17 protein-coding genes are annotated in these 22,922 nt (G+C 41.6%); 5 read left to right on the top strand and 12 right to left on the bottom strand.

The features are described 5' to 3' along the window. Window positions 1-198: 198 nt before the first annotated feature. The 5 genes from ABJG98_RS08680 to ABJG98_RS08660 all read right to left on the bottom strand — a co-directional run bounded on the left by ABJG98_RS08680 (window position 199) and on the right by ABJG98_RS08660 (window position 4,293). Window positions 199-909: a hypothetical protein gene (locus ABJG98_RS08680; protein ID WP_348279108.1), complete on the bottom strand. Its 711-nt coding sequence runs from the start codon at window positions 907-909 to the stop codon at window positions 199-201. A 213-nt stretch (window positions 910-1,122) separates the two neighbouring features. Next, window positions 1,123-1,539 carry a hypothetical protein gene (locus ABJG98_RS08675; protein ID WP_348279107.1) on the bottom strand — a complete coding sequence of 139 codons (417 nt, stop codon included), beginning with the start codon at window positions 1,537-1,539 and terminating at the stop codon, window positions 1,123-1,125. A 263-nt stretch (window positions 1,540-1,802) separates the two neighbouring features. Further along, entirely contained in the window at window positions 1,803-2,204 is a 402-nt protein-coding gene (locus tag ABJG98_RS08670) for a hypothetical protein (protein WP_348279106.1), read from the bottom strand. 171 nt (window positions 2,205-2,375) lie between these two features. After that, on the bottom strand, window positions 2,376-3,815 hold the full coding sequence (locus ABJG98_RS08665; RefSeq protein ID WP_348279105.1) for a pyridoxal-dependent decarboxylase: 1,440 nt from the start codon (window positions 3,813-3,815) through the stop codon (window positions 2,376-2,378). Then, window positions 3,808-4,293 (bottom strand): MarR family transcriptional regulator, encoded by a 486-nt coding sequence (locus ABJG98_RS08660; RefSeq protein ID WP_348279104.1) that lies wholly within the window; start codon window positions 4,291-4,293, stop codon window positions 3,808-3,810. Before ABJG98_RS08660 ends, ABJG98_RS08665 begins: the two co-directional genes overlap by 8 nt. 95 nt (window positions 4,294-4,388) lie before the next feature. Here ABJG98_RS08660 and ABJG98_RS08655 point away from each other — a divergent pair, with 95 nt between their 5' ends. Further along, window positions 4,389-7,832 carry a pyruvate carboxylase gene (locus tag ABJG98_RS08655; protein ID WP_348279103.1) on the top strand — a complete coding sequence of 1,148 codons (3,444 nt, stop codon included), beginning with the start codon at window positions 4,389-4,391 and terminating at the stop codon, window positions 7,830-7,832. A 34-nt stretch (window positions 7,833-7,866) separates the two neighbouring features. On the opposite strand, the gene ABJG98_RS08650 is transcribed toward ABJG98_RS08655, so the two are convergent. From ABJG98_RS08650 to ABJG98_RS08640, 3 genes are all read right to left on the bottom strand, one after another. After that, complete coding sequence (locus ABJG98_RS08650) at window positions 7,867-11,154, bottom strand: S41 family peptidase (RefSeq protein ID WP_348279102.1); 3,288 nt, start codon at window positions 11,152-11,154, stop codon at window positions 7,867-7,869. An 81-nt stretch (window positions 11,155-11,235) separates the two neighbouring features. Next, a complete protein-coding gene (locus ABJG98_RS08645) occupies window positions 11,236-11,769 on the bottom strand; it encodes a CIA30 family protein (protein WP_348279101.1) in 534 nt (177 codons plus the stop codon). 53 nt (window positions 11,770-11,822) lie between these two features. Then, window positions 11,823-13,298, bottom strand: a complete 1,476-nt coding sequence (locus ABJG98_RS08640) for a PQQ-binding-like beta-propeller repeat protein (RefSeq protein ID WP_348279100.1) — start codon at window positions 13,296-13,298, stop codon at window positions 11,823-11,825. 100 nt (window positions 13,299-13,398) lie between these two features. Here ABJG98_RS08640 and ABJG98_RS08635 point away from each other — a divergent pair, with 100 nt between their 5' ends. Further along, window positions 13,399-15,285: an ATP-dependent DNA helicase RecQ gene (locus tag ABJG98_RS08635; protein WP_348279099.1), complete on the top strand. Its 1,887-nt coding sequence runs from the start codon at window positions 13,399-13,401 to the stop codon at window positions 15,283-15,285. On the opposite strand, the gene ABJG98_RS08630 is transcribed toward ABJG98_RS08635, so the two are convergent. Beyond that, a complete protein-coding gene (locus tag ABJG98_RS08630) occupies window positions 15,272-15,823 on the bottom strand; it encodes a hypothetical protein (RefSeq protein ID WP_348279098.1) in 552 nt (183 codons plus the stop codon). The genes ABJG98_RS08635 and ABJG98_RS08630 overlap by 14 nt on opposite strands. A 54-nt stretch (window positions 15,824-15,877) precedes the next feature. Further along, a complete protein-coding gene (locus ABJG98_RS08625; RefSeq protein ID WP_348279097.1) occupies window positions 15,878-17,065 on the bottom strand; it encodes a phosphoglycerate kinase in 1,188 nt (395 codons plus the stop codon). A 99-nt stretch (window positions 17,066-17,164) separates the two neighbouring features. Here ABJG98_RS08625 and ABJG98_RS08620 point away from each other — a divergent pair, with 99 nt between their 5' ends. Beyond that, on the top strand, window positions 17,165-17,905 hold the full coding sequence (locus tag ABJG98_RS08620; RefSeq protein ID WP_348279096.1) for a TspO/MBR family protein: 741 nt from the start codon (window positions 17,165-17,167) through the stop codon (window positions 17,903-17,905). On the opposite strand, the gene ABJG98_RS08615 is transcribed toward ABJG98_RS08620, so the two are convergent. Beyond that, a complete protein-coding gene (locus tag ABJG98_RS08615; protein ID WP_348279095.1) occupies window positions 17,906-18,880 on the bottom strand; it encodes a polyprenyl synthetase family protein in 975 nt (324 codons plus the stop codon). A gap of 66 nt (window positions 18,881-18,946) precedes the next feature. Here ABJG98_RS08615 and ABJG98_RS08610 point away from each other — a divergent pair, with 66 nt between their 5' ends. Together ABJG98_RS08610 and ABJG98_RS08605 are read left to right on the top strand one after the other, a co-directional pair. Further along, window positions 18,947-20,620, top strand: a complete 1,674-nt coding sequence (locus ABJG98_RS08610) for a 1-acyl-sn-glycerol-3-phosphate acyltransferase (protein ID WP_348279094.1) — start codon at window positions 18,947-18,949, stop codon at window positions 20,618-20,620. Then, window positions 20,598-21,674, top strand: a complete 1,077-nt coding sequence (locus ABJG98_RS08605; RefSeq protein ID WP_348279093.1) for an NAD(P)H-dependent glycerol-3-phosphate dehydrogenase — start codon at window positions 20,598-20,600, stop codon at window positions 21,672-21,674. The genes ABJG98_RS08610 and ABJG98_RS08605 overlap by 23 nt, the downstream gene beginning before the upstream one ends. Here the strand turns inward: ABJG98_RS08605 and ABJG98_RS08600 are convergent. Beyond that, entirely contained in the window at window positions 21,671-22,903 is a 1,233-nt protein-coding gene (locus ABJG98_RS08600; RefSeq protein ID WP_348279092.1) for a M48 family metallopeptidase, read from the bottom strand. The two genes, ABJG98_RS08605 and ABJG98_RS08600, sit on opposite strands and share 4 nt — an antisense overlap. Between the last annotated feature and the right edge of the window lie 19 nt (window positions 22,904-22,922).

Genomic DNA, 22,922 nt, shown 5'->3' with positions numbered 1-22,922 from the left:
GCTGTGTGGCCCGAGCTTTCTTAATAGCACTAAAGTAGCGATTCAGGCTCCAACTCACAACGGTTCAGATACAGCACGTTCCACAAGTATTTTTCTGAGATGAATTAAGAAAAGTAGAAAGCACAGATCTTTCCAAAAGCCAGAAATCGCGGTTCAGTTGCATCGGAAGTGGCAGATAAGCAGTAGCCACATGCATTTTTACCGCTTGTTAGGGATTGTATCTTCTTTTAAGCTATTAAGTTCAGTCGCTAAGGAGTCGATTTGTAGTTGAAGGTGTTCATTGATGTTCGCTGATTCATATTGCTGAATTTGAAGTTCTCGTTCAGCGTCATCCAGTTTGAAGTTGGTTCTGAAGTAAAGAATCATGAAGATAATTGTTAGAACTGCTTGAAGCACTGCAGCAATTCTCATTCCTCTTAGTTGTTTAGGAGTCATATTTTCAGCTGTTAATTTTGGAGGTTGTGAGTTAGCAAGTTCTGGATCTTCATTCGTAATTCTTCTGTTCATTAAAATTAGAAATAGAATGGAAATAGTTGAGAATGACATTGGAACGATAATGTTAAGATGCCATGAATCTTGAATTATAAGGTAAGAAGTATAAAGTATAGGGGTTAAGACGAGTACATTTAATATTACTTGAAGAGTGTTATTTGGAGATTGTCTCCATATAGTTGGGGGATGATACTTCTTAAGTCCAAATCCAATTATCCAAAGCGGAACAGCTAAAAAAAGCGCAAGACCAGCTATGTATGGCAGCATGTAATACGGAATTTGACTGTTTGGAAGTCGAGTAGCAGGAGAGGTAAATAGCATTGGAAGGAAAAAGCATAATCCAACCAAGTAACATCTTAGAATATTAGAGCAAAACCATTTAAGGTTAAGAAGAAGTTTATAGAGAATGAATTTCATGGTGAGTGATGATCCCTAACGACCCAGCTAAAGTGCGTATGTCCCGAACCTAGCTGATGAAAAACTAAGCTAGCAAAGCTGCGTCCCACCTACAACAGTATATGTGAAAAACTCTGTTAGAAAATTTCAATAGGCGAAGCTTTGCGGTTCAATAGCAGGAGAGTTGCTAAATGCAGTTTGACATATGCACTTTAGCGTTTGTTGGCGTGCGTTTCAATTGAGTTTATGTTTACCTGACTCCACAAGACAACCTGAGTCAACTGAGTTTAGAGGTTTAATGAAATTCTTTCCAATCTTCCAGTCCACTAAACTGAGATCGGGGTAAAGAGGAGTCCCAATATTGTATGTTAAGGAGTCTGTGGTCATATCCTCTGTATTTACCTTTGAAGCAAATTCAGAATCATTCACAAATTTCAGCATGGAATTATCGACACTAAATGTTCCGGTTACTTTTGCTTGGCATCCGCCAACTCCATAGCTGTAAATGAAAGTTCCATTCTGATCCAAAGTCATTACTGACCAACGTTCAAATTTGTTGTTGACAGATGAAAACGTTCCGGCAACCTCGTTCACTTGCGTAAATGCTATGGTTGTAGATAGAAGGAAGATGGTAGTTCCAATGATTCTCATTTTGCAGGTAGCTTCTATGCTCGCCAACGTCTCAGCTAAGGTGCGTATGTCCCGAACCTTGCTGATGAAAAACTAAGCTAGCAAAGCTGCGCTCTACCTACAACAGTATATGTGAAAAACTCGGTTTGAAAGACAAAGGCCAGAAGCAGAGGAAAGAGCTAAAGTGAATTGAACTTGACAGTGGCGGAGCTTTGCGGTTCGTCTTGCAGGAGAGTTGCTAGATGCAGTTTGACATATGCACTTTAGCATTTGTTACTTGTCGTTTATTTCTTCGACTTGAATTTCTTCGTTGTTATAATTATTGCTCCGTTCTTCCCCATTGTTCCAAAAAGAGCTGAAACCATGTTACCCGGTTCCATAAGTTCAATGGTTCTGGTTTTATCAATATTGTAGTTCCTAAGTTCTTCTTTTTTAATGAACTCTCCGTCGAGCAAAATTCGTGGTTCTGGGTTGTTAGGGAAATTTAGGTGAAGGTGTGCAAATACCTGAGTTGTATCTGCGACTGTTCTGGGTTGGTCAAAAGAGTCTTGACTATATTCATAGTTCAATACCTGAGATATCAGTGAGTCCACATGCTGATAGAGTCGCTCGTCAGCGGATCTGATTTGTGAGCTCTTGCAAGCCAAGAAGCCAAAAGTTAGGAGTAAGATGGGAAATTTGCTCATGGCTCTATGACAAGTAACATTAATATAAACGACATTATGGCGTTTATCTACCTTTCAAATATAGCAGATGTGTCATCTTTAAGACCTGAATGAGACGTTTCAACATGAAGTTTACCTACTGTAACCCGGCTCAACCGTATTATTAAACGCTTATAAACGTTTAAAGCGCGGTTAAATCAAACTGTCCCCAACCGCTCTCACAACCTTTAATAAATAATCAACAGTCCCCTCATTCATGCGGTGGTTGATGAGACAGGCTCTGATCACAAACTGATTGTTGATCGTAGTACCGGTAATAAATACTCGACCATCCCGCTCCAGCGCTGGAATCATCTTTCGATTCAGCACTTCAATTGCTGATTCATCCGTGAGGCCGTTGGTGTATCGGAAACAGGTCACTGCCAGGTGTGAAGTGCTTTTTAGTTCAAAGTCTCCTGCTTTTTCTACTTCATTGGCTAGATAACGCGCAAGATCAATGTCTTTTTGGATCATCGCACGAAGCTTCTGCATGCCATAAGTTTTCAAACTCATCCACACTTTTACAGCTTTGGCATTTCGCGTCAGCTGAAAGTAATGCTCATTGAAATTGGTGCGTCCCTGTTCTTCCAATTTGGTATCGAGGTACGAAGCACGCTTGTAATACGTACGTTGCAAAAGACTGAAATCGTTCACCAAAAGACACCCGGCCTCAAACGTCTGATACATCCACTTATGAAAATCAAGAGCCAGTGAGTCTGCCTGTTCAATTCCTTTGTATTTTCCCTGAATGGAATCCAGGCAAGCCGGAAGGCCGCCATATGCTCCATCGATATGAAACCATAGGTCATGTTCTTTAGCGATTGCTGATAAAGCAGAGAGGTCGTCGATGGCACCGGTATTCACCGTGCCGGCGGTTCCCACAATGCAAAAAGGCGTGAAGCCAGCGGTTTTATCTTCTTCGATTGCTTTTTTCAATGCTTCCAGGTTAATGGTGAAGTCTTCATTTACCGCAATTTTCCTCAGCTGATCTGTCCCAATACCTAGCTCTTCCATGCTTTTGTCTACACAGCCATGCACTTCTGTAGATGCATACACGGTGAATGGCTTCATTGCGAACAATCCTTTCTCTCGGATTTTGTGCTTCTCAAAGAAGATATTTCTTGCAACAGTTAACCCAGCCAGATTTGCAGCAGATCCTCCACTTACCATTACGCCTCCACAGTTTTTCCCGAAGGTAGTTAGCTCCCCGGTCCATTGCACCACCCTTTTTTCTATTTCACTTACCGCCGGACCTAGGTGCCATTTTCCCACATTTTGATTAATAGTTGCTGTAAGCTTTTCTGCCAACAGAGACATCTGCGATCCACCGGCCATGACGTACGCATACATATATGGACCCAGGTTGTTGGTGGCCGTGTCCATTACCTTGTCTTTGAAAAGATCCAATACTAGCTCTGGGGCCATGCCATTTTGAGGTAAGTTTTCATCAAACCAAGCTTCTACTTCCGCTTGTGGGTAATAATGATAGGCTTTCTTTTCCTCCATATTGGCATGCTGGTTCAAGACCAAATCTGAAGTTTTATTCAGGAGTTCTGCGAAGTGCTTAGCGGTAAAGTCTAGTGAGTTATTCATTATCTAGTTCGTTTAAAGTGCGTGTTTTAAAATCTTGTTGGCTGTAGAGTATTTCCAACGATTCCAGCTGATCCATGAAGTTGCTATCTTCTCCAAAGAGCTTTTTAGTGCCTTCAATGCCAGCTTCCCATATTTGCTCAAATGAGGGAAGGTTGTCTTTAGCCTTTTCAGAAAGGGTAAAGTTCTTTTTACGGGAATCTGTCTTATCGACAGTAGAAAGGAGGTATCCGGCCTTTTCCATCTTACTCACCATTGTGATAATTGAAGGGTGTGAGAAGTGGAGTTTAGCAGCCATTTCCGTGACAGAAAGCTGCTCATACTTCTTCAGAAGCTTAAATATCAGGAACCAATTGGGTTCAATATCCTTACCCAGGGTCTTATACATCTGCCGACCACTGTGTACCATGGCTTCACTTAAGCGCTTCAGGCGAACGGCCAGTCCTAAATATCCCAGCTCATTTACAAAATCATATTTCATATATATGTAGTTGACTACACTAATATATATAAAATAAATGTAGTGGTCTACATAGTTTATGGATTGTCTTGTGATTTCTTTAATTTCCGTCGCGTATGGAAAATCAAAAGTTCTTCAAGAAGATCATGGTAGCCAATCGTGGGGAGATTGGCATTCGAGTACTTCGTGCAATATCAGAGCTGCACATTCGGTCAGTAGCTGTCTATACCTATGAAGATCGGTATTCTTTGCACCGCTACAAAGCCGATGAGGCATATCAGATTGGCCCCAATGAAGAGCCTTTGAAACCATATCTTGATATTGAAGAGATCCTATTAGTTGCCAAAGAGAACGGTGTAGACGCCATACATCCGGGATATGGTTTTCTTTCTGAGAATGTGACGTTTGCTAAAAGATGTAGAGAAGAAGGCATCACATTTATAGGACCTGAGCCAGAAGTTATGTCACAACTAGGTGATAAAGTGATGGCCAAGAAAGTTGCGCGAGCAGCGGAGGTCCCAGTGATTGAAGATAATAAGGAGGTCTTATCGAGTGAAGAGATCGCCAAAAAGGAAGCCAAACGCATTGGATATCCAGTCATATTGAAGGCAGCCGCTGGAGGAGGAGGGCGTGGTATGCGTGTGGTACGCGATGAGCAATCATTGATTAAATCGTTTAATGAAGCAAAGTCTGAAGCCGGCAAAGCTTTTGGAGATGATACCATTTTCCTGGAAAAGTATGTAGAAAATCCTAAGCACATTGAAGTGCAAATCCTAGCGGACAATGAAGGGAACATTGTGCATCTCTACGAGCGTGATTGCTCGGTACAGCGTCGCTTTCAGAAAGTAGTTGAAGTAGCCCCAAGTGTTGGATTAAAGGATTCGACCCGTGAAAAGTTGTATGAATATGCGTTGAAGATTGCGAAGCAGGTTAATTACAACAATGCCGGAACGGTTGAATTCCTGGTGGACCCCGATGAGAATATCTATTTCATTGAAGTGAATCCTCGTGTTCAGGTGGAGCATACCATTACTGAGGAAGTGACTGGAATTGATATCGTACGTTCACAAATTTTGATTGCTTCTGGTTGTAAGCTTTCTCACCCGCAGATATTTATCCATTCACAGGGTGATATTCAAACACGCGGTTTTGCTGTTCAGTGCAGAGTCACTACTGAAGACCCGACCAATGGCTTCAAGCCGGATTATGGTACCATCATTGCCTATCGAAGTGCGGGCGGCTTTGGAATTAGACTTGATGCTGGAAATGTCTACAACGGAGTAAAAATCTCTCCGTTCTTTGATTCTTTACTTGTCAAGGTAACGGCAAAAGGCAGGACACTCAAAGGAAGTGCGCAGCGATTGCATCGCGCATTGCGTGAGTTTAGGGTGCGGGGTGTAAAGACCAATATTGGCTTTCTAGAGAATGTGATTTACACCGAAGATTTTTTCACTGGGAAGGCTACTGTCAACTTCATTGACAACCACCCGGAGTTGTTTCAAATCAAGAAAAGCTTTGATCGAGGCACTAAGACACTCAACTACATTGGAGAGGTTTCGGTAAATGGCAGTCCAGACGTAAAGTCTTTCGATCCCAATCGGACTTTTCGTATGCCAAAGCTTCCGGCATTTGAGAAAGGCGTAGTACCTCCGAAAGGTTCCAGAGATATATTAAAGAAGTTGGGTCGGGACAAATTTGTACAATCCATCAAAAGCGACCCAAAAGTTCACTTTACAGATACTACCTGGCGAGATGCACATCAATCGTTGTTGGCTACAAGATTCCGTACGGAAGATATGCTCAAGGTAGTCGCCAGCTATGCACAGCAAAATCCGGAGGTCTTTTCCATGGAGATGTGGGGAGGAGCAACCTTCGATGTATCCATGCGATTTTTGAAAGAAAGTCCATGGAAACGGCTGAAACTCATGCGGGAGGCAGCACCAAACATCCTGTTTCAAATGCTTTTGAGAGGATCGAATGGGGTAGGGTATACAGCTTATCCTGATAATTTGATTGAAAAGTTCATTGAAAGAACGGCGGAGAATGGCATGGATATTTTTCGAATTTTCGATTCACTCAACTGGATCGAAAATATGAAAGTGAGCATTAAGGCAGTGCGCGAGCGAACTGAGTCTTTAGCGGAGGCGTGTATTTGCTATACGGGTGAACTACAGGATAATGAACAGAAGAAATATACGCTGCAATACTATCTGGATATGGCGCGCCAGCTCGAAGATGAAGGAGCACATCTACTGGCAATAAAGGACATGGCAGGATTGCTTAAACCCTATAGTGCGCAGTTGTTAGTCTCGGAATTAAAGAAGGCGGTAGATCTTCCGATTCATTTACATACGCATGATACGTCTTCTATGCAGGCTGCTATGTATCTAAAAGCCATTGAATCAGGTGTTGACATAATCGACGTTTCGTTGGCATCAATGTCTGGTTTGACATCACAGCCGAATTTCAACTCGCTGGTAGCAACGCTTCAATATCACGAGCGAGGACGAGCAATGAATTTGAAATCACTCAATGAGCACGCTGCCTATTTTGAGGATGTGAGAGAGTTCTATTATCCGTTTGAGTCTGGATTGAAAGCTGGCACTGCCGAAGTGTATGATCACGAAATACCCGGAGGACAGTATTCCAACCTTCGGCCACAGGCTATCGCACTGGGTTTGGAGCATAAGTTCGAAACCATCAAGAAAAATTATGAAATAGTAAACGAGTTATTTGGTGACATAGTGAAGGTGACTCCATCATCGAAGGTGGTTGGAGACATGGCCATGTTTATGACAGCCAATGACCTAAAGGCAGAAGACATCTTCGAAAAAGGGGACACACTTTCGTTTCCTGAATCTGTTGTCGGTTTTTTCAAAGGAGACCTGGGTCAGCCACATGGCGGTTTTCCATCGGAGATCAGCAAGCTGATTTTGAAAAATCAGAAACCACTTCAAGGTCGAGCCAATGACAATATGGAACCGGTGGATTTTGATAAAGAATTTGCTACGTTTCAGAAAGAGTTTCCCTTGACAGATATAGATGATTTTCTTTCCTTCAAACTCTACCCAAAGGTTTTCAAAGAATACTATCAGCACGTTCAGGTTTACGATGAGGTCACTCATTTGCCAACGCCTGTATTCTTCTACGGGATGAAGCGAGGAGAGGAGATTATTGTAGAGATTGCTAAAGGCAAGAACATCATCATTGAGATGGGCTACATCACTGAGCCAGACGAAGAGGGAATGCGCACGGTTTCGTTTAAGCTGAATGGACAAACAAGGAGGATAAGCATTCGAGATAAGCACGTAGCTGTTCAAAAAATATCAAATAAGAAAGCAGAAGCTGACAATGAAATAGGCTCTCCTCTTCAGGGAAAGATTGCAGAGATCCAGGTGAAGGAAGGAGACAAGGTGAAGAAAGATGACGTGCTATTCGTGATTGAGGCCATGAAGATGGAGACAACAGTTTCTTCTTCAGTAGCGGGAACTGTGAAGAAAATTCACCTTCAATCGGGTGAGTTGGTAGAGCAAGATGATTTGGTCGTAGAGATGAAATAAAAAAAAGCCTCACAATTCGTGAGGCTTTTCTATGCTAATTTTTCTTATTGTTTTTAAAAGACTTGTCTGGATAGGCCGGAGGAGCGGGCACCGGTCGCGGATCGCCTTTGATCTTTTGCATTAAATGTTCAATTGCCTTATCCAATTGAGCGTCGCTTCCATTAAAGGTGGCATTCGGAAGATTATCAATTTCAATGTCTGGCTCAAAACCACGTCCTTCAATGCGCCATTCACCATCTCCATACACACCAAACATTGGTGCACGTGCCAGTCCGCCATCACTTAACCTATTGACACTGCTCAGCCATATTTCACCGCCCCATGTTCGCGTACCTATTGTTTGGCCTAAACCTAACGCTCTAAACCCATCAGCAAAGGCTTCTCCGTCGGAGTAGGTGTTTTCATTTACAAGCACTGCCAAATGACCTCTGAAGGAATACGGCATGTTCCAGTATGGTTCACCCGATCTTCCTTTCCAATACATCCATGCTTTTCTAAGCAGCTTTTCCAGAATGAAACTATCGATGTTTCCTCCCCAGTTGTAGCGTACATCAATGATCAATCCTTGACGATTGAATACCGGATAGAATTCGCGATAGAACTGATTAATGTCATTGCTGCCCATCGCCCTTAAATGCAAGTAGCCGATTTTGCTTTGAGACTGCTGATCCACATACTTCCTATTGCCATATTCCCAATCTCGATACCTTAGGTTGAAAGAACTTCCTATTGGAGTCACAATGATATCTCTTACACTTGATCCTCGCTTGACGGCTAATCTTACCTGTTTGCCAACTTGATTGCGAATCAGTTCACCTATATCATTGGCAGAAAGCGCACCTCGGCCATTCACACTGGTAATAATGTCTCCTTCTTTCACATCCAGATATGGATCATCCAGGGGTGATTTTTCGTCTGGATAGTCTGGATCTACCTTGTATATGTAGTCAATCCGATAACCACCTGCAGATTCATCGCGAGTAAACATGCCTCCAAGGTTCGCAACCGAAATGTTTTTGTCGTCACTTCTGGTATCCCCGCCTCGGACGCTTGTATGTAATGCAGAAAGCTCGCCAACAAATCGCCCAATAAGATCAGACAATTCATTTCGGGTGGTCACTCGATTGACCAATGGAAGATACTTCGCATGCATTGCATCCCAGTCAACACCGTGCATGTTTTTATCATAGAAATAATCTCGCTCCATTCGCCATGCGTCGGTGAATATTTGCTTCCAATCATCTCTAGGGTTAATAGGAAACTTCCATCCGCTTAAGTCTATTTTACTATCGCTGAGATCTCCGATTGAGCCAGTACCTGCATCCACCATATAGAAGTTTCTACTCTTGGCAATCATCAATTTTTTGCCATCTTGCGTAAGGCTGTATCTATTGATATCACTCACCATCGTTTTAGTGCTCACCTCTTCATTGGTGATTTTGGCTACTACCAAATCACTGCTGGCATTGACGCCTGTACTTCTGGAAATCAAATAGAGTGCCTTGTCATTGACGGCTAGCGCGCGGTAGTTTCCTGGTTTAATGGGTACAGCAATCAATCGTTCCTGGATTCCATTTTGATCAATTTGTACATTTAATTCATCTGAAGATTCTTCACTGTCCTTGCCTTTCTTTCCTTTTTTAGGCTCTTCCTTCTTCGGGCTTTCTTCTTCGCCGGTATATAATTCATCATTAGGTCTGAAGGGAGAACGAGTGCCTTTCTGAAGAGCTATGTGATAAACCTTTTCACTTACATCAAAGTACGGTTCTGGTTGTCGCGTTCCCCAAGGGCTACCAACTAAAGTTGTGAAGTTTCGATCAGAAATGAAGTAAATAAACTTCCCATCAGGGCTCCATCTGGGATTAAAACTATTGGCTCGATCTGTAGTCAAATCAAAGTTGGCATTTGTTCTTACATTGTGAATACGTATTTGAGCCATGCTGTTTGCTGCAGCCTGAACGTACCCGATCCATTGACTGTCCGGAGACCATGAGAAATCCCAAATCCCTTCCTGGTTTGTGGAAATCTTAGTGCTTACACCTGATGCCATATTGAGAATGTACATGTTACTCTCAAGGTCATCATAGGCGATCCATTTACCATCCGGAGATGGAATCCCGGCGTACCTAAGCAGATTACCATCAGTGGTTATTGCTTTTTCACTACCAAGTCCATCACCTGGCATCTGAACAAACTCGAACTCTCCGCTTTCATCTGATAGTGCAATGACGGATTTTCCATCACTAGAGAATGTTGCGTCACGATATCTAACATCTTTTTTGTCGGTAAAGGAGATCATTCGGCCTCCTTTAACAGGCACTACAAAAACACGTCCCCTTGCTGTAATTGCGATTTTACTCCCGTCTTTATCAGGATTTACCGAGGTTATGTATTGTGAAGGGTTTTCTTCCCATTTTTCACGCAGCTGATCCAGGTCGGTAGCCAATGTGATATTAATTTTTTGTGAACTGTTAGATGCAATATTGTATTTCCATAGATCTGCACCCATTTGATAGACAATGTTGCCATTGGAGGCATTTGCATATCTCACATCGAATTCGGCGTGTGTGGTGTGTTGCTTTTTGTCTCCACCATTTTCATCCATGGACCAGATGTTCATCGTTCCGTCTCGATCTGAGATGAAGTACACTCGATCACTGTGCCACATGGGGTGGTGGCTCTCACCTTCATGATTAGTGGTGAGCTTGACTGCTTCGGCACCGGATGTAAACTTCCATACCTGACGCGCGGTGCCACCTTCATATCTTTTAGTTACGTTTCTATGATAAGCAGGACGGACAAAGAAAAGAGCAGATCCATCCGCATTGTAGCTGGCTTCACTTGCCTGATCTAGTGGTATTGGTGTCTTTACTTTTGAAGTGAGATTTATTTTCACCAGTCGATTATCCGGCTTTTTGTTATAGGCCCATGTCGCATATACAACCTCTCCTTGAGGTGACCAGGTAGTTGCTATTGAGGCATCACTTTCATAGGTCCATCGTGTGGTCAGCCCGCCATTTGTCGGCATGGTGTATACTTCTAGCGGACCTTCATAGCTTGCTGAAAAGAGAATTGTTTTACCATCTGGCGAGAATGAAGGATACATCTCTTCCTCAGCATGCGTCGTTAGTCGTTGAGCCAGACCACCGTCAAGTGAAACTGACCAAAGGTCTCCCTCAGCAGAGAAAACGATTTGATCATTGTATATATCAGGAAACTGATAATAGCCTTCAAAACCTTGTCCTGAGGCATAGAAAAAAGTTGGCAGCAAGCATGCGAACAAAAAAGTCCGGATGTGCTTTATTGTATGAGTAGGTAGCATAATAAGAGGTTTAGATTATGTTTTAAAGCTAATCCCCTTTTTACGGTTATTGCTACCGCTAATCAAAATGTTGATTTGACGCTAGTGTATAATCTGAATTTTATCGATGGTAAGTTTAAAGTCCTGAGCCTTTTTATTGCCTATTAAAAAAGTGACTTCACGAATGGTATCGTGGGAGAAGTTGGGAGAATTTAACGCTCTTCCTCTAAATGAAGGATACATCTCACTTAAGGGGATTTCTATTTCTTCCCATTCTCCAGAGGTCCGAAACGTATATATGTAAGAGTAATAAGTTCTTGAATTCTGTTTTACCCTAAATTGATATTTTTTACCATCACCTTTCAGCCGGATTTGGACTTTATCCAATGGAGACACTTTATCAATTTGAGTATTGTGCCGTACGGATGAAAATCCGCCGTTGTTTTCTAGTGAAACTGAGCCTGAAAAAACACCATGACCTTCTTTATTGATTGTAAAAGTTCCATTGGATCGTCCACCCATGACTACATCATCTACTATTTGCCATGATTGAGGATTGGTAGTAGTATCAAAATCAAAGACGATTTGTGGTGCGAGTGTTAGCATTAGCAGGGTAAGATTTGCGATGTGAAGCATACCATTTGTTTATGTACACAACAAACAGTTCCAATAACTGTTTCGCTTCCTACCTAGTCCTTGAAGATTCCATCATAGTCACTGCCCATGTAAGCCCCCCATTTCACAGGAGTTTTAATGTCTATATCTGTTTTAATCAAGTTGACACGCAAGTCATTCATAGCAAAGACATTCCGTGATTCGGTGTGGTTGCAATAGATAATATCAAACTTCCCATCGTTATCCAGGTCTCCAACCCATGGTGTTGACGCAAGATTTAATCCAAACTGTGCACGTGTGAACTGGTGAACGCTTTTGTTTTTAAAATCATAAAGTACCAAAGCATTGAAATAGTCTTTTAAAGGGAAGGTTTCTACAAAAATGTTGACACTCAGGAGTGCGTCATCAAACCCATCCTGGGTGATGTCTGCGATGATCGGTGTGCTGGTTTGAACAGAACCCATGGTTCCAGTGAAAATAGCTTCTCCAGTAGTTCCATCTATGAGCCGTTGTTTGGAGTTGGTGAGATTTGGCCAAACGCCGGAAGCATAGACAGAAAAGAAATCGAGCTTATCCTTTTCAAAGAAATTACCCGCAGCGATAGATCCATATGCCTCAGACGAGGGAGTTAGAGACTGCCAAAGCATTGATTTGGACTTTCCATCCACGGCAATCATTCGTCCGTCTACTGCATTGATTAAGACATCAAGGGTTCCATCTTTGGTGACGTCTATCAGCAGTGGAGGAGCAATAAAGCCTTTTTCAGGACTGGATGCGATTGCAATTGCTTTGCTTATGTCACCGCTGCGTACGGCCTTGAGCGAACTTATATACATGCTTCCCCCAATGGTTTCTCCGCCTGTTCCAAATATTACCGAGAAGTCTTCATCTTCAGGTGAAAGCTTGGTAATTACTGTGGAGCAATAAATTTCTTTTTCATCCGGCATCAATGCTCGGGATATGATTTTGCCATTTTTTCCATCGATGATAAATAATTGGCCTGTTGGCCGGTCTTTTTCTTCTGGTTTCTTAGTTACATCTCCTCCATTAGCAATAAGAATATCTTTTTTACCATCGCCATTTTGATCTTCTATCACCTGAGGATTGTAAAAGTTGTAGAAGCCTAGCTCCCTCAACTTTTTAGGTTCAGAGATCTCAGTAAACTCCCAAATGATTTTCCCTGATTTTCCGCTAATGGCTTTTAACTCAGCAGAACGACCGGAAATGATCACATCATCGATCTGATCTCCATCAATGTCATAAATAGCAGCGGAACCAAACATTTGATCACGGGCACCAACGTACCAAAGCATGGAGCCGTCTTTCCCATTCAGAGCGATTACGGCTGTATCTGCTTTTTCGAATTCCTCACGTCCACATCCCAGGATGACATCCTTTATTCCGTCATTATTCAAGTCGGCGGCTCTTGGTGATGAAAAGGTTCCTAAACCCTTCAACTCCACGGTCCACTTTGGAGCTATCTGAGCATAGCTGCAATTGAGTAAGACGGTAAGTATGGCTAGGATAGATAGTCTTTTATTAAAGGTCATTTGTTGTGAATTTGCGAGTTGTTTTGCTTTTGTGTTTTACACAAAAAATAATTCTTTATTGAAGTGTAAATCAACCGTTTTTCAATGTTAGCTTAGAATTGTGAATTTATCTGAAATACTGAAGCAATACTGGGGATATGATTCCTTTCGCCCAATGCAGGAAGATATCGTTCGTTCTGTGATGGAAGGAAAAGATACGCTTGCCTTATTGCCAACCGGAGGTGGTAAGTCTATTTGTTTTCAGGTGCCAACCATGGCAATGGATGGGATTTGCATTGTTATCTCACCATTGATTTCACTGATGAAGGATCAGGTGGAGCAACTCCAGCGCAGGGGAATAAAAGCCGCTGCTATTTACTCAGGGATGAGTCGAAGAGAGATTGATATTACACTGGATAATTGCATTTATGGAGGTTTTAAATTCCTCTATGTCTCACCGGAGCGTTTAAAGACTGAAATATTTATCGAGCGAGCCAGGCAGATGAATATCTCCTTATTGGCGATTGACGAAGCGCATTGTATTTCCCAATGGGGATATGATTTCCGTCCTCCGTATTCAGAGATCGCCTCATTCAAAAATGAGCTAGGGATCAGTCGATTGATTGCCTTGACAGCAACAGCTACCAAAGAGGTAAAAAAGGATATTGCGGAAAAACTTGAAATGGAAGATGTCCAGGTTTTTCAGAAAAGCTTTGCCAGATCAAACCTCTCATATTCTGCTTTTAGTTTGGAAAGTAAGGAAGGTAAGTTGATTGAGATTTTGGGCAATGTGCCTGGAACTTCTGTTGTTTATGTGAGGAGCAGAAAACGTACAAAAGAAATAGCTGAATTGCTCAAACGAAATAATATATCTTCTGATTATTATCATGCAGGTCTTTCAGGTCAGGATCGATCAGAAAAGCAAAGCGCTTGGATTCAAAGTAAGGTTCGGGTGATGGTAGCTACTAATGCCTTCGGGATGGGCATTGATAAGCCAGATGTTCGCACCGTAATTCATATGGATTTGCCGGATTCAATTGAAGCTTATTACCAAGAGGCTGGACGTGCAGGTCGTGATGAAAAAAAAGCTTACGCGGTGGCGCTATACCACCTACAAGATATTGACGAGTTGAAAGATCGGACCGATCGCTCCATTGTATCTCTTGATCAGATCAAACGAACGTACCAGGCGCTTTCTAATTATTTTAAAATGGCGATTGGGAGTCACGCGTTTTCAAGTTTTCCTTTTAATTATGAGCAATTTATAAACACCTATAATCTTCCTATTGTGGAGACATATGCAGCCTTGAAAAAACTCAGTGATGAAGGTTTGATCCAAATGACGGAAGGATTTTACGAGCAATCGAAGATTACCTTTTTGCTTGATAAAAGTGAAACATATAAATTTCAGATTGCTAATCCGAAATTGGATGCACTAATCAAAACATTGCTGCGGTTGTATGGGGGAGAGGTCTTTGCCGGCTATTCAAAAATCAAAGAAAAGGATATTGGTTCGTTGCTAAAGACTGATAAAGTACAAGTAAGGAAATGGCTGAAATTTTTGAATGACAGTGAAGTCATCGATTATCAACCTGCATTAGATTCTGCTACCATCACATTTCTAACGCCTCGTCTGGATGCAGATAAGCTCCCAATTGATAGTAAACAGATCGAATGGCGCAGGCAACTAGCTCAAGAAAAAGCCAGTGCTGTTGTCGATTATATGAAATCTAGCGATTGTAGAACTCAGATTTTTCAGCATTATTTTGATGAAGAGACATCATTGACATGCGGCATTTGCGACAATGACCTGGAGAAAAAGAAGCGACTAAAGTTGAGTGATGTTCCGGTAGATCAAGTGGAAGAAGTACTAGAAGCTCCACGAAACATCACAGAACTTCGTGCATTGATGGCTAGCTATACGCAAGATCAAATCATGGAAGCACTTCGCATTCTTATTGAAGATAAGAAAGTGGAAGAGGTGAATCTGAAATTCAGGCGGCTATAATGATTACTATGAGTCCAACTACACCGGCGATAATGCTTACCGTTGCTTGCGTATTTGCTTTTTTACTTTCCTTCGTTTTACGTTGATCTACTTCTTCTGTAAAATCAAGTGAAACAGCCTTGGAAGCATGCTCAGTCTTGAAGGATTCTGTGAGATTCACACGTACGGCAACTCCTGTTAATACCTTGGATGAATATAAGTCTTCACTTTCATCAACAAAGGCGGTTCCTGATGCTCGTATCGTATTACCTTGAGATACGTTTAAAATTCCGTTTGCGCAGTTTTCCCAAGCTTTGAATTTTAACTCATTTGTTACTTCTGTTAGCGAAACGTATTGACCACCCTGTACTTCTATCAAACCTATTCTTTCGTATTCAAAATCCACCTTTTCATTCTCCATGAATAGATAAATTTCTTTTGGTTTCTCCTCGCATGTGATTTGCTTCAGTGGAGAAAAATCAGACTTTGTTGTTTCTCCATACGAGACACATCCAAAGAGAAAAATTAGGATTAGTAGAGATAGTAGATTTGTTTGCATGAAGGTTCTAACACAAATCAGATACCGAACCTTTAGCTATTTGCCAATGCTTTTTTACAATTCCAACGCGGCAACTCCAGGGAGTACTTTACCTTCCATATATTCGAGTAGCGCACCACCTCCAGTGGATACATACGATACTTTATCTCCATAGCCCAGGTTGTTCACTGCCGCTGCAGAATCACCTCCTCCAATAAGTGAGAAACCACCATTTTCAGTTGCTTTCACGACAGCTTGTGCGATGGTATTTGTTCCTTCAGCAAAGTTGCTCATCTCAAAAACGCCCATGGGACCATTCCATAGTACTGTTTTTGACTTTTCGATTATTTCCGAAAAAACAATACGAGATTCAGGGCCTACATCCAGGCCCATCCATCCTTCAGGAATAGCATAGTTATCAGCAGTCTGAGTATTGGCATTGTTGTTGAAATCGTCCGCAATGATAGAGTCTTTAGGAAGCTGCAGATCCACGCCTTTGTCTTTAGCTTTCGTTATGAGTTCTTTAGCTAGAGGCAGTTTATCCTCTTCTACAAGTGAATTCCCTATTTGGCCGCCCATTGCTTTAAAGAATGTATAACTCATACCACCTCCAATGATGAGGTGATCAACCTTATCTAATAGTTGCTCAATGATCATGATTTTATCAGATATCTTGGCTCCGCCCATAATAGCTGTAAAAGGCTTTTTTGCGTTTCCAAGTACTCTTTGAGCATTTTCTAACTCTGCTTGCATCACATTCCCACAACATTTTTCAGTAAAGAACTTAGCTACTACGGTTGTAGACGCGTGTGCTCTGTGTGCTGTTCCAAATGCATCATTCACATAAATGTCTCCATGTGATGCTAATTTTTGTGCAAATGCTTCGTCACCGGCAGTTTCTTCTTTGTAAAAGCGCACATTATCCAAAAGCATAACCTCACCATCTTTAAGTTGGCGTGAGAGTTCTTTAGCAGATTGACCAATACAATCACCACCGAATTTCACCTCAACACCTAACTTGTTACTTAAGATTTTTACAATATGGAGAAGTGAAAATTTATCCTCCGAGCCATTTTTTGGACGCCCAAGATGAGACATCAGGATGCATGAGCCGCCATCAGCCAGAATTTTTTTCAACGTAGGAATAGCAGCATTAATCCTGGTTTCGTCAGTTACTTCCATATTCTCATTTAGAGGCACATTAAAGTCCACCCTTATTAATGCTCTTTTTCCTTTGAAATCGTAATCCTGAATCGTTTTCATGCGCCTATAATTTTTAGAACCGCAAACATAAGAAGGCTATTTCATTTGACCCATTTTAAACAAACACTTCACCAAGCAGTTCATACCTAAATTTGTTCTATGAATCGAATCATTCCGGCCATATCTCTCTTGATAGTTCTTGTTGTTAATTTCTTAGCCAACTTTTTGCCAATTGGGGGAAGAACTACGGGTGAGGTTTCAGCATCGTATCCTTCACTCTTTACTCCAGCAGGATTCACTTTTTCAATATGGGGGTTGATTTATGCCTTTTTGATAGCCTACGCCATATATCAGTTGTTACCTCGCAATAAATACAGGGCAGCCTTTGATCGAATAAATAGACATTTTGTTGTTAACTGTGCCGCAAACATTCTTTGGATTATTTGCTGGCACTATGAGCTCATTACTCTCTCTCTGATACTCATGGCAGTAATCTTAACTTCCCTGATTGGTATTTATAGACATATTCTTCCAGGTAAAGTTGAAGGTTTAATGGATCGACTATTTATGAGAATCCCCTTCAGCTTGTACTTAGGATGGATTACAGTGGCTACACTTGCCAATATTAGTGTAGAGCAGACGGTGATTGGAATGGATAATTGGATGATGACAAAAACAGTTTGGGTGTTTGTAGAATTAGCTCTGGCAGGGGCAGTAGGTACGGTTATGATCATTCGCTACCGAGATCCGATCTTTGGTGGAGTTGTCGCTTGGGCAGCATACGGAATTACAGAAAATCAAGTCGGTACTCCCGAAGTAGCAGGGGCGGCCGCTGTTGTTATGATTTTGATTCTCGTGATTTTGATAATAGAAGGAATCAGAAGCTTATTTTTTAGCTGATTACTTCGTACGCTCAATGGTAAATTGAACCAAATCTTCAAGCGAGTTGCGATATTGGGAGTCAGGGAGGGTTTGTAGAATATCTTTAGCTTTTTGATGATAATTTTCCATGACTGAGATGGCATAATCTATCCCGCCGGAAGCTTTCACAAAATCGATAACCTCATGAACAAGCTTTGGTCTCTTTTCAGCTCGTTTTACCAGTTTCTTTATCCTTTTTCTTTCCAGCTTAGAAGCATGATTAAGCGCATAAATTAGCGGAAGCGTCATCTTCTTTTCTTTGATATCTATTCCTCTTGGTTTGCCAATTTCGAAGGTGCCATAATCAAATAAATCGTCCTTAATCTGGAATGCCATGCCTACTGCCAATCCAAATTCGCCCATTTTTTCGATATTTTCTTCATCAGCTCCTCCGGAAGCTGCACCAACCTTGCAACAAGAAGTAATTAGACTTGCTGTTTTTTGTCGAATCACTTCATAATAAACTTCTTCACTGATATCAAGCTTACGAGCCTTTTCCATTTGCAAAAGCTCTCCCTCGCTCATTTCCTTCACTGCTTCTGTAGTAATCTTCAATAGGTTGATATCATTATTCTCCATGGAAAGAATGAGACCTCTGGAAAGTAGGAAGTCTCCGACAAGAACAGCTATCTTATTTTTCCAAAGCGCATTGATAGAGAAAAAGCCTCTTCGTGTAGACGAATCATCCACTACATCATCATGCACAAGTGATGCAGTGTGAAGCAACTCGATAAGCGAAGCACCTCTATATGTAGACTCACTTATCTTACCCGTGGCCCCAGCACTAAGAAAAACAAAAAGTGGGCGCATTTGCTTGCCCTTTCTTCGCACAATATATCCAGTGATTTTATCAAGGAGCATCACCTTACTTTTCATGGATTGCCGAAATTTTTTTTCGAACTCCTCCATTTCTGCGGCCACCGGGGCTTGGATGTCTTGCAATTTACGTGTCATTCCGGGTGCAATTATACAGATGTTAACTCTTAGAATTATCTTTCCGCCAATTTCTAAAACAGGTAAATGCGCAGAAAGAAAGTCAGGTATTCAGAAATTATCCCAAACAAGAGCGAATGGCCAATTGTAAAATTGTCCAAATACCGTAAGGAGTTTATTGATGAAGTAACTAGTGAGACGTATAAGCACCTTGTTGCCTCTAAGAATGGATCCCTCAGAGAAGAGATTGAGATGACCGTTCATCGGGAAAAGCTTAGGATGAAAGCAAATCCTTGGCGTGTAGACCCCCCAGATGAAAAGGTGTACTGGAAGAATATTCAAGCCCGATTACTTGATATTAATGTGGATGAAAAAGAGGAAGCAGCTGCTTTGGAAAAGGGTCTATTGCTAGAAATCATCAATCGATATACTCAGGAAATTGCAGGAAATTTTAAAAAGTCAGCATACCGCTTTGCTCAAAGCTTTATCACTTTCGGCTTTGCTCGCCTGCTCAATGCAGCCAGAGTCAAGGGGCTGTTATCGTTGTTTAGTCGCCAGCTAGATTTGGATGACAAGGTTCACGTGATTGGTGAGACAGAACACATCCGCACCTTAGCAAAAAAAGGTACTGTTGTAATGGTACCTACGCATTTTAGTAATTTAGATTCTATTCTTATCGGCTGGGCTATACAACACCTTGGACTACCGCCATTTATTTATGGAGCTGGCTTAAACCTCTTCAATATTAAAATATTGGCTTATTTCATGAATAGCCTCGGTGCCTATAAAGTAGATAGGAGAAAGAAAAATCCAATCTATCTGGAGACACTAAAAACCTACTCCAGGAATGCGATTAAGAAAGGATGTCATTCCTTATTCTTCCCAGGAGGTACTCGCTCGCGCTCAGGAGAAATAGAAACAAACTTACGCATGGGTCTTTTAGGTACAGCCATTGAGGCGCAAAGAGAATTATATCTAAATGCGAAAGAAGGCGAGGAGGCTCCTAAGGTCTTTATAGTGCCGGTAGTTATCAACTATCACTTTACACTGGAAGCTCCATCACTGATTCGAGATTATTTAAAGAGAACAGGTAGAGAACGGTACTATGTAGAGGCGGATGAATTTTCCACTTCCTATAAGCTTGGAACATTCATGTTTAAGTTTTTCACAAAAGGCTCTGATGTTTCGGTAAATGTTGGTCGCGGCACAGATATCCTTGGAAACTATGTAGATAGTGACGGCAACAGCTTCGACAAGAATGGTAATCCAATAAATGTTCGTGATTACTTCCTTCGAGATAAGAAAATCACATTTGATGCACAACGCGAGAAAGAATACGTTCGTGTGCTCTCCAAACGAATTATTGAAGAGTATCATAAATACAACCGTGTATTTGCGAGTCATCTGGTGGCATTTACGGCATTTAAGATGCTGGAAAGGATGAATCCAAAGCTTGATTTGTATCATGTGCTTCGCCTCCCTGATGAAGATTTAATCTTGGATTATGAGGAGTTTAAGGAGAATTTTAAAAAGCTGAGAGATCAACTGGATAAAATTCATAAAAAAGGAGAAGTGGACATGGCCGATCATATGAAGGAACGAGCTACGGCTGCTATTGCGCATGGTTTGCAAAATGTTGGATTGTACCATGATCAACGCCCACTTGTCAAGAAAGGGGATAAAATCATAGTGCAGGACACCAACACGCTTTATTATTATCACAATCGAATGAATGGCTATGGGCTCGAAAAGTACATCTGAGGAAGTAATAGGCGTCATTGGTGCCGGTAGCTTTGGAACAGCCATCGCCAATATTCTAGCGGAGAATAACGCGAAAGTGATTTTATATATCCGTGACCCGGAAAAGACGAAAAAGATAGCAAAAGAGCGGGTTAGTTCTGGTCAAAAACTTCACGCAAATATAGAAGTAACCAATAATTTAGAGGAAGTGCCACAGCAATGTGAGGTGATTTTCCCTATGGTGCCATCAGCCAATTTTCGCGACATGATCATCAAACTGGCACCACATCTCCGACCGTATCATGTGCTTATTCATGGAACCAAAGGATTCGACTTATTCGTGCCAAAGAATCAAAAAATCAACGCTAATAATCCACTCACACGTGAGCATGTGAAGACAATTTCTGAGGTGATAAAGGAAGAAACCTCGGTGCTAAGAGTTGGATGTCTTGCAGGACCTAACTTGGCAAGAGAGCTGGATCAGAGAAAACCTGCGGCTACTGTGGTAGCATCTCATTTTGATGAAGTAGTGAAAATAGGTCAACGCCTGTTGAAAAATGATCGATTCATGATCTATGGCAGTCGTGACCTGATTGGTATTGAGCTCTGTGGTGTTTTGAAAAATATTATAGCTGTTGGCGCTGGAACGATCGCCGGGATGGATTTGGGCGAAAATGCCAAGTCTCTTTTTATAAGCAGAGGATTGGTAGAGATGGTTTATATAGGAAAGGCACTAGGAGGCAATGCTCAGGCTTTTCTAGGGTTAGCAGGAGTAGGAGATCTAATTGCCACATGTACTTCCAATCTTAGTCGAAACTTCACGGTAGGATTCCGTCTGGCCAAAGGAGAAACCCTGGAGGAAATCATTGAGTCAATGGAAGAGGTGGCTGAAGGTGTTAAGACCATAAATATTGTAAAACAGCTGGCAGATTCATACAAAGTGAGATGTCCGATCACAGAAACACTACATCGTATTATTCACAATCAAATGACCATACAGGAAGCACATGGATATTTAATGAGCTTCCCTTTCAGAGCCGAGATTGATTTTATTGATACGAATTCTCAAGACTAGCTTTCCAGAGCTTTTACTCGCTCCTTGAGTGGCGGATGAGAATAATGTACAAACACATAAGCTGGATGAGGCGTCAGATTAGACAGGTGATCTGAGCTCATCTTTTTCAATCCGGTGATCAATGGCGTAGCATCATATGTCTCTTTGGCGTATGCATCTGCTTGATATTCATTCTTCCTTGAAATTACATTGCCAATGATTCCCAGAATAGTTGAAATCGGAGAATAAAGAATTCCAAAGGCAAGAAGATTTAAGTGAAGAGCAGAAGTCTGTCCGCCCATTGCCCAGCTCAATTCAGCATTGTAAGCCATTCGCGAAAAAAGAAATAGCATAAATCCCATCAAACCAATGCTAAAGATGGTTGAAAACAGAATGTGCTTCTTTTTATAATGCCCCACTTCATGAGCGAATACCGCCGTGAGTTCTTGTGTTGAATGCTTCTCTACAAGCGTATCGAAGAGGACAACTTTTTTCCTTCGTCCAAGACCACTGAAAAAGGCGTTCCCTTTGCTGCTTCGCTTAGAACCATCCATGATGAATATATTCTTGAGCGGGAAATTAACCTTGTCACAGTAAGCTTGAATAGAAGATTTAAGCTCACCATCTTCCATAGGTTTAAGCTTATTGAACAAGGGTAGGATGAGTGATGTGTAAAAAAAATTGGCAAAGAGTACAAATACCGTCATTACTCCCCAGAAGTAATACCAAAAGTCACTTCCTATGGCATTGACAAAATAGATTAAGACCGCTAGTAAAAGACCTCCAATGATTGCTGTGAGAATGTATCCCTTGATTTTGTCGAAAATGAAAGTCTTAACCGTCATCTTGTTGAATCCATATTTAGCTTCAATCACAAAGTTTCGATAGATCGAAAATGGCGTGTTGATGATATCAGACAGCACATATAAGATACCGAAGAAGATCAGTGGTGAAACAAGGCTCAACGGAGAAAAGGTACGAATCCACTGATCGAGTATACCAAACCAGCCATTGTAAATAGCGAGTATTAACAGGACGAAACTGAAGGTGGCCGAGAAGGAGCCAAATCTGGAGACCTCTTCATTGTACGCTTGTGATTTAGCATACTTTTCCTGATTGTAAATACCTTCTAATTCTTTTGGTATGGGCTTTTTAGCACTTTTCCTATTGAGAAAGCTTAGCATGCGCTCAAGCGTAAAATCAAAGGTGATGATCACCAAGAGTATGGTGAATATGGTTTCTTCGGTCATGATGAAAGGTTTCTACAAA

Origin of the sequence: Ekhidna sp., assembly GCF_039960695.1 — a bacterium.
Classification (GTDB): Bacteria; Bacteroidota; Bacteroidia; order Cytophagales; family Cyclobacteriaceae; genus Ekhidna.
This window is presented reverse-complemented; position numbering and strand designations above follow the sequence as displayed.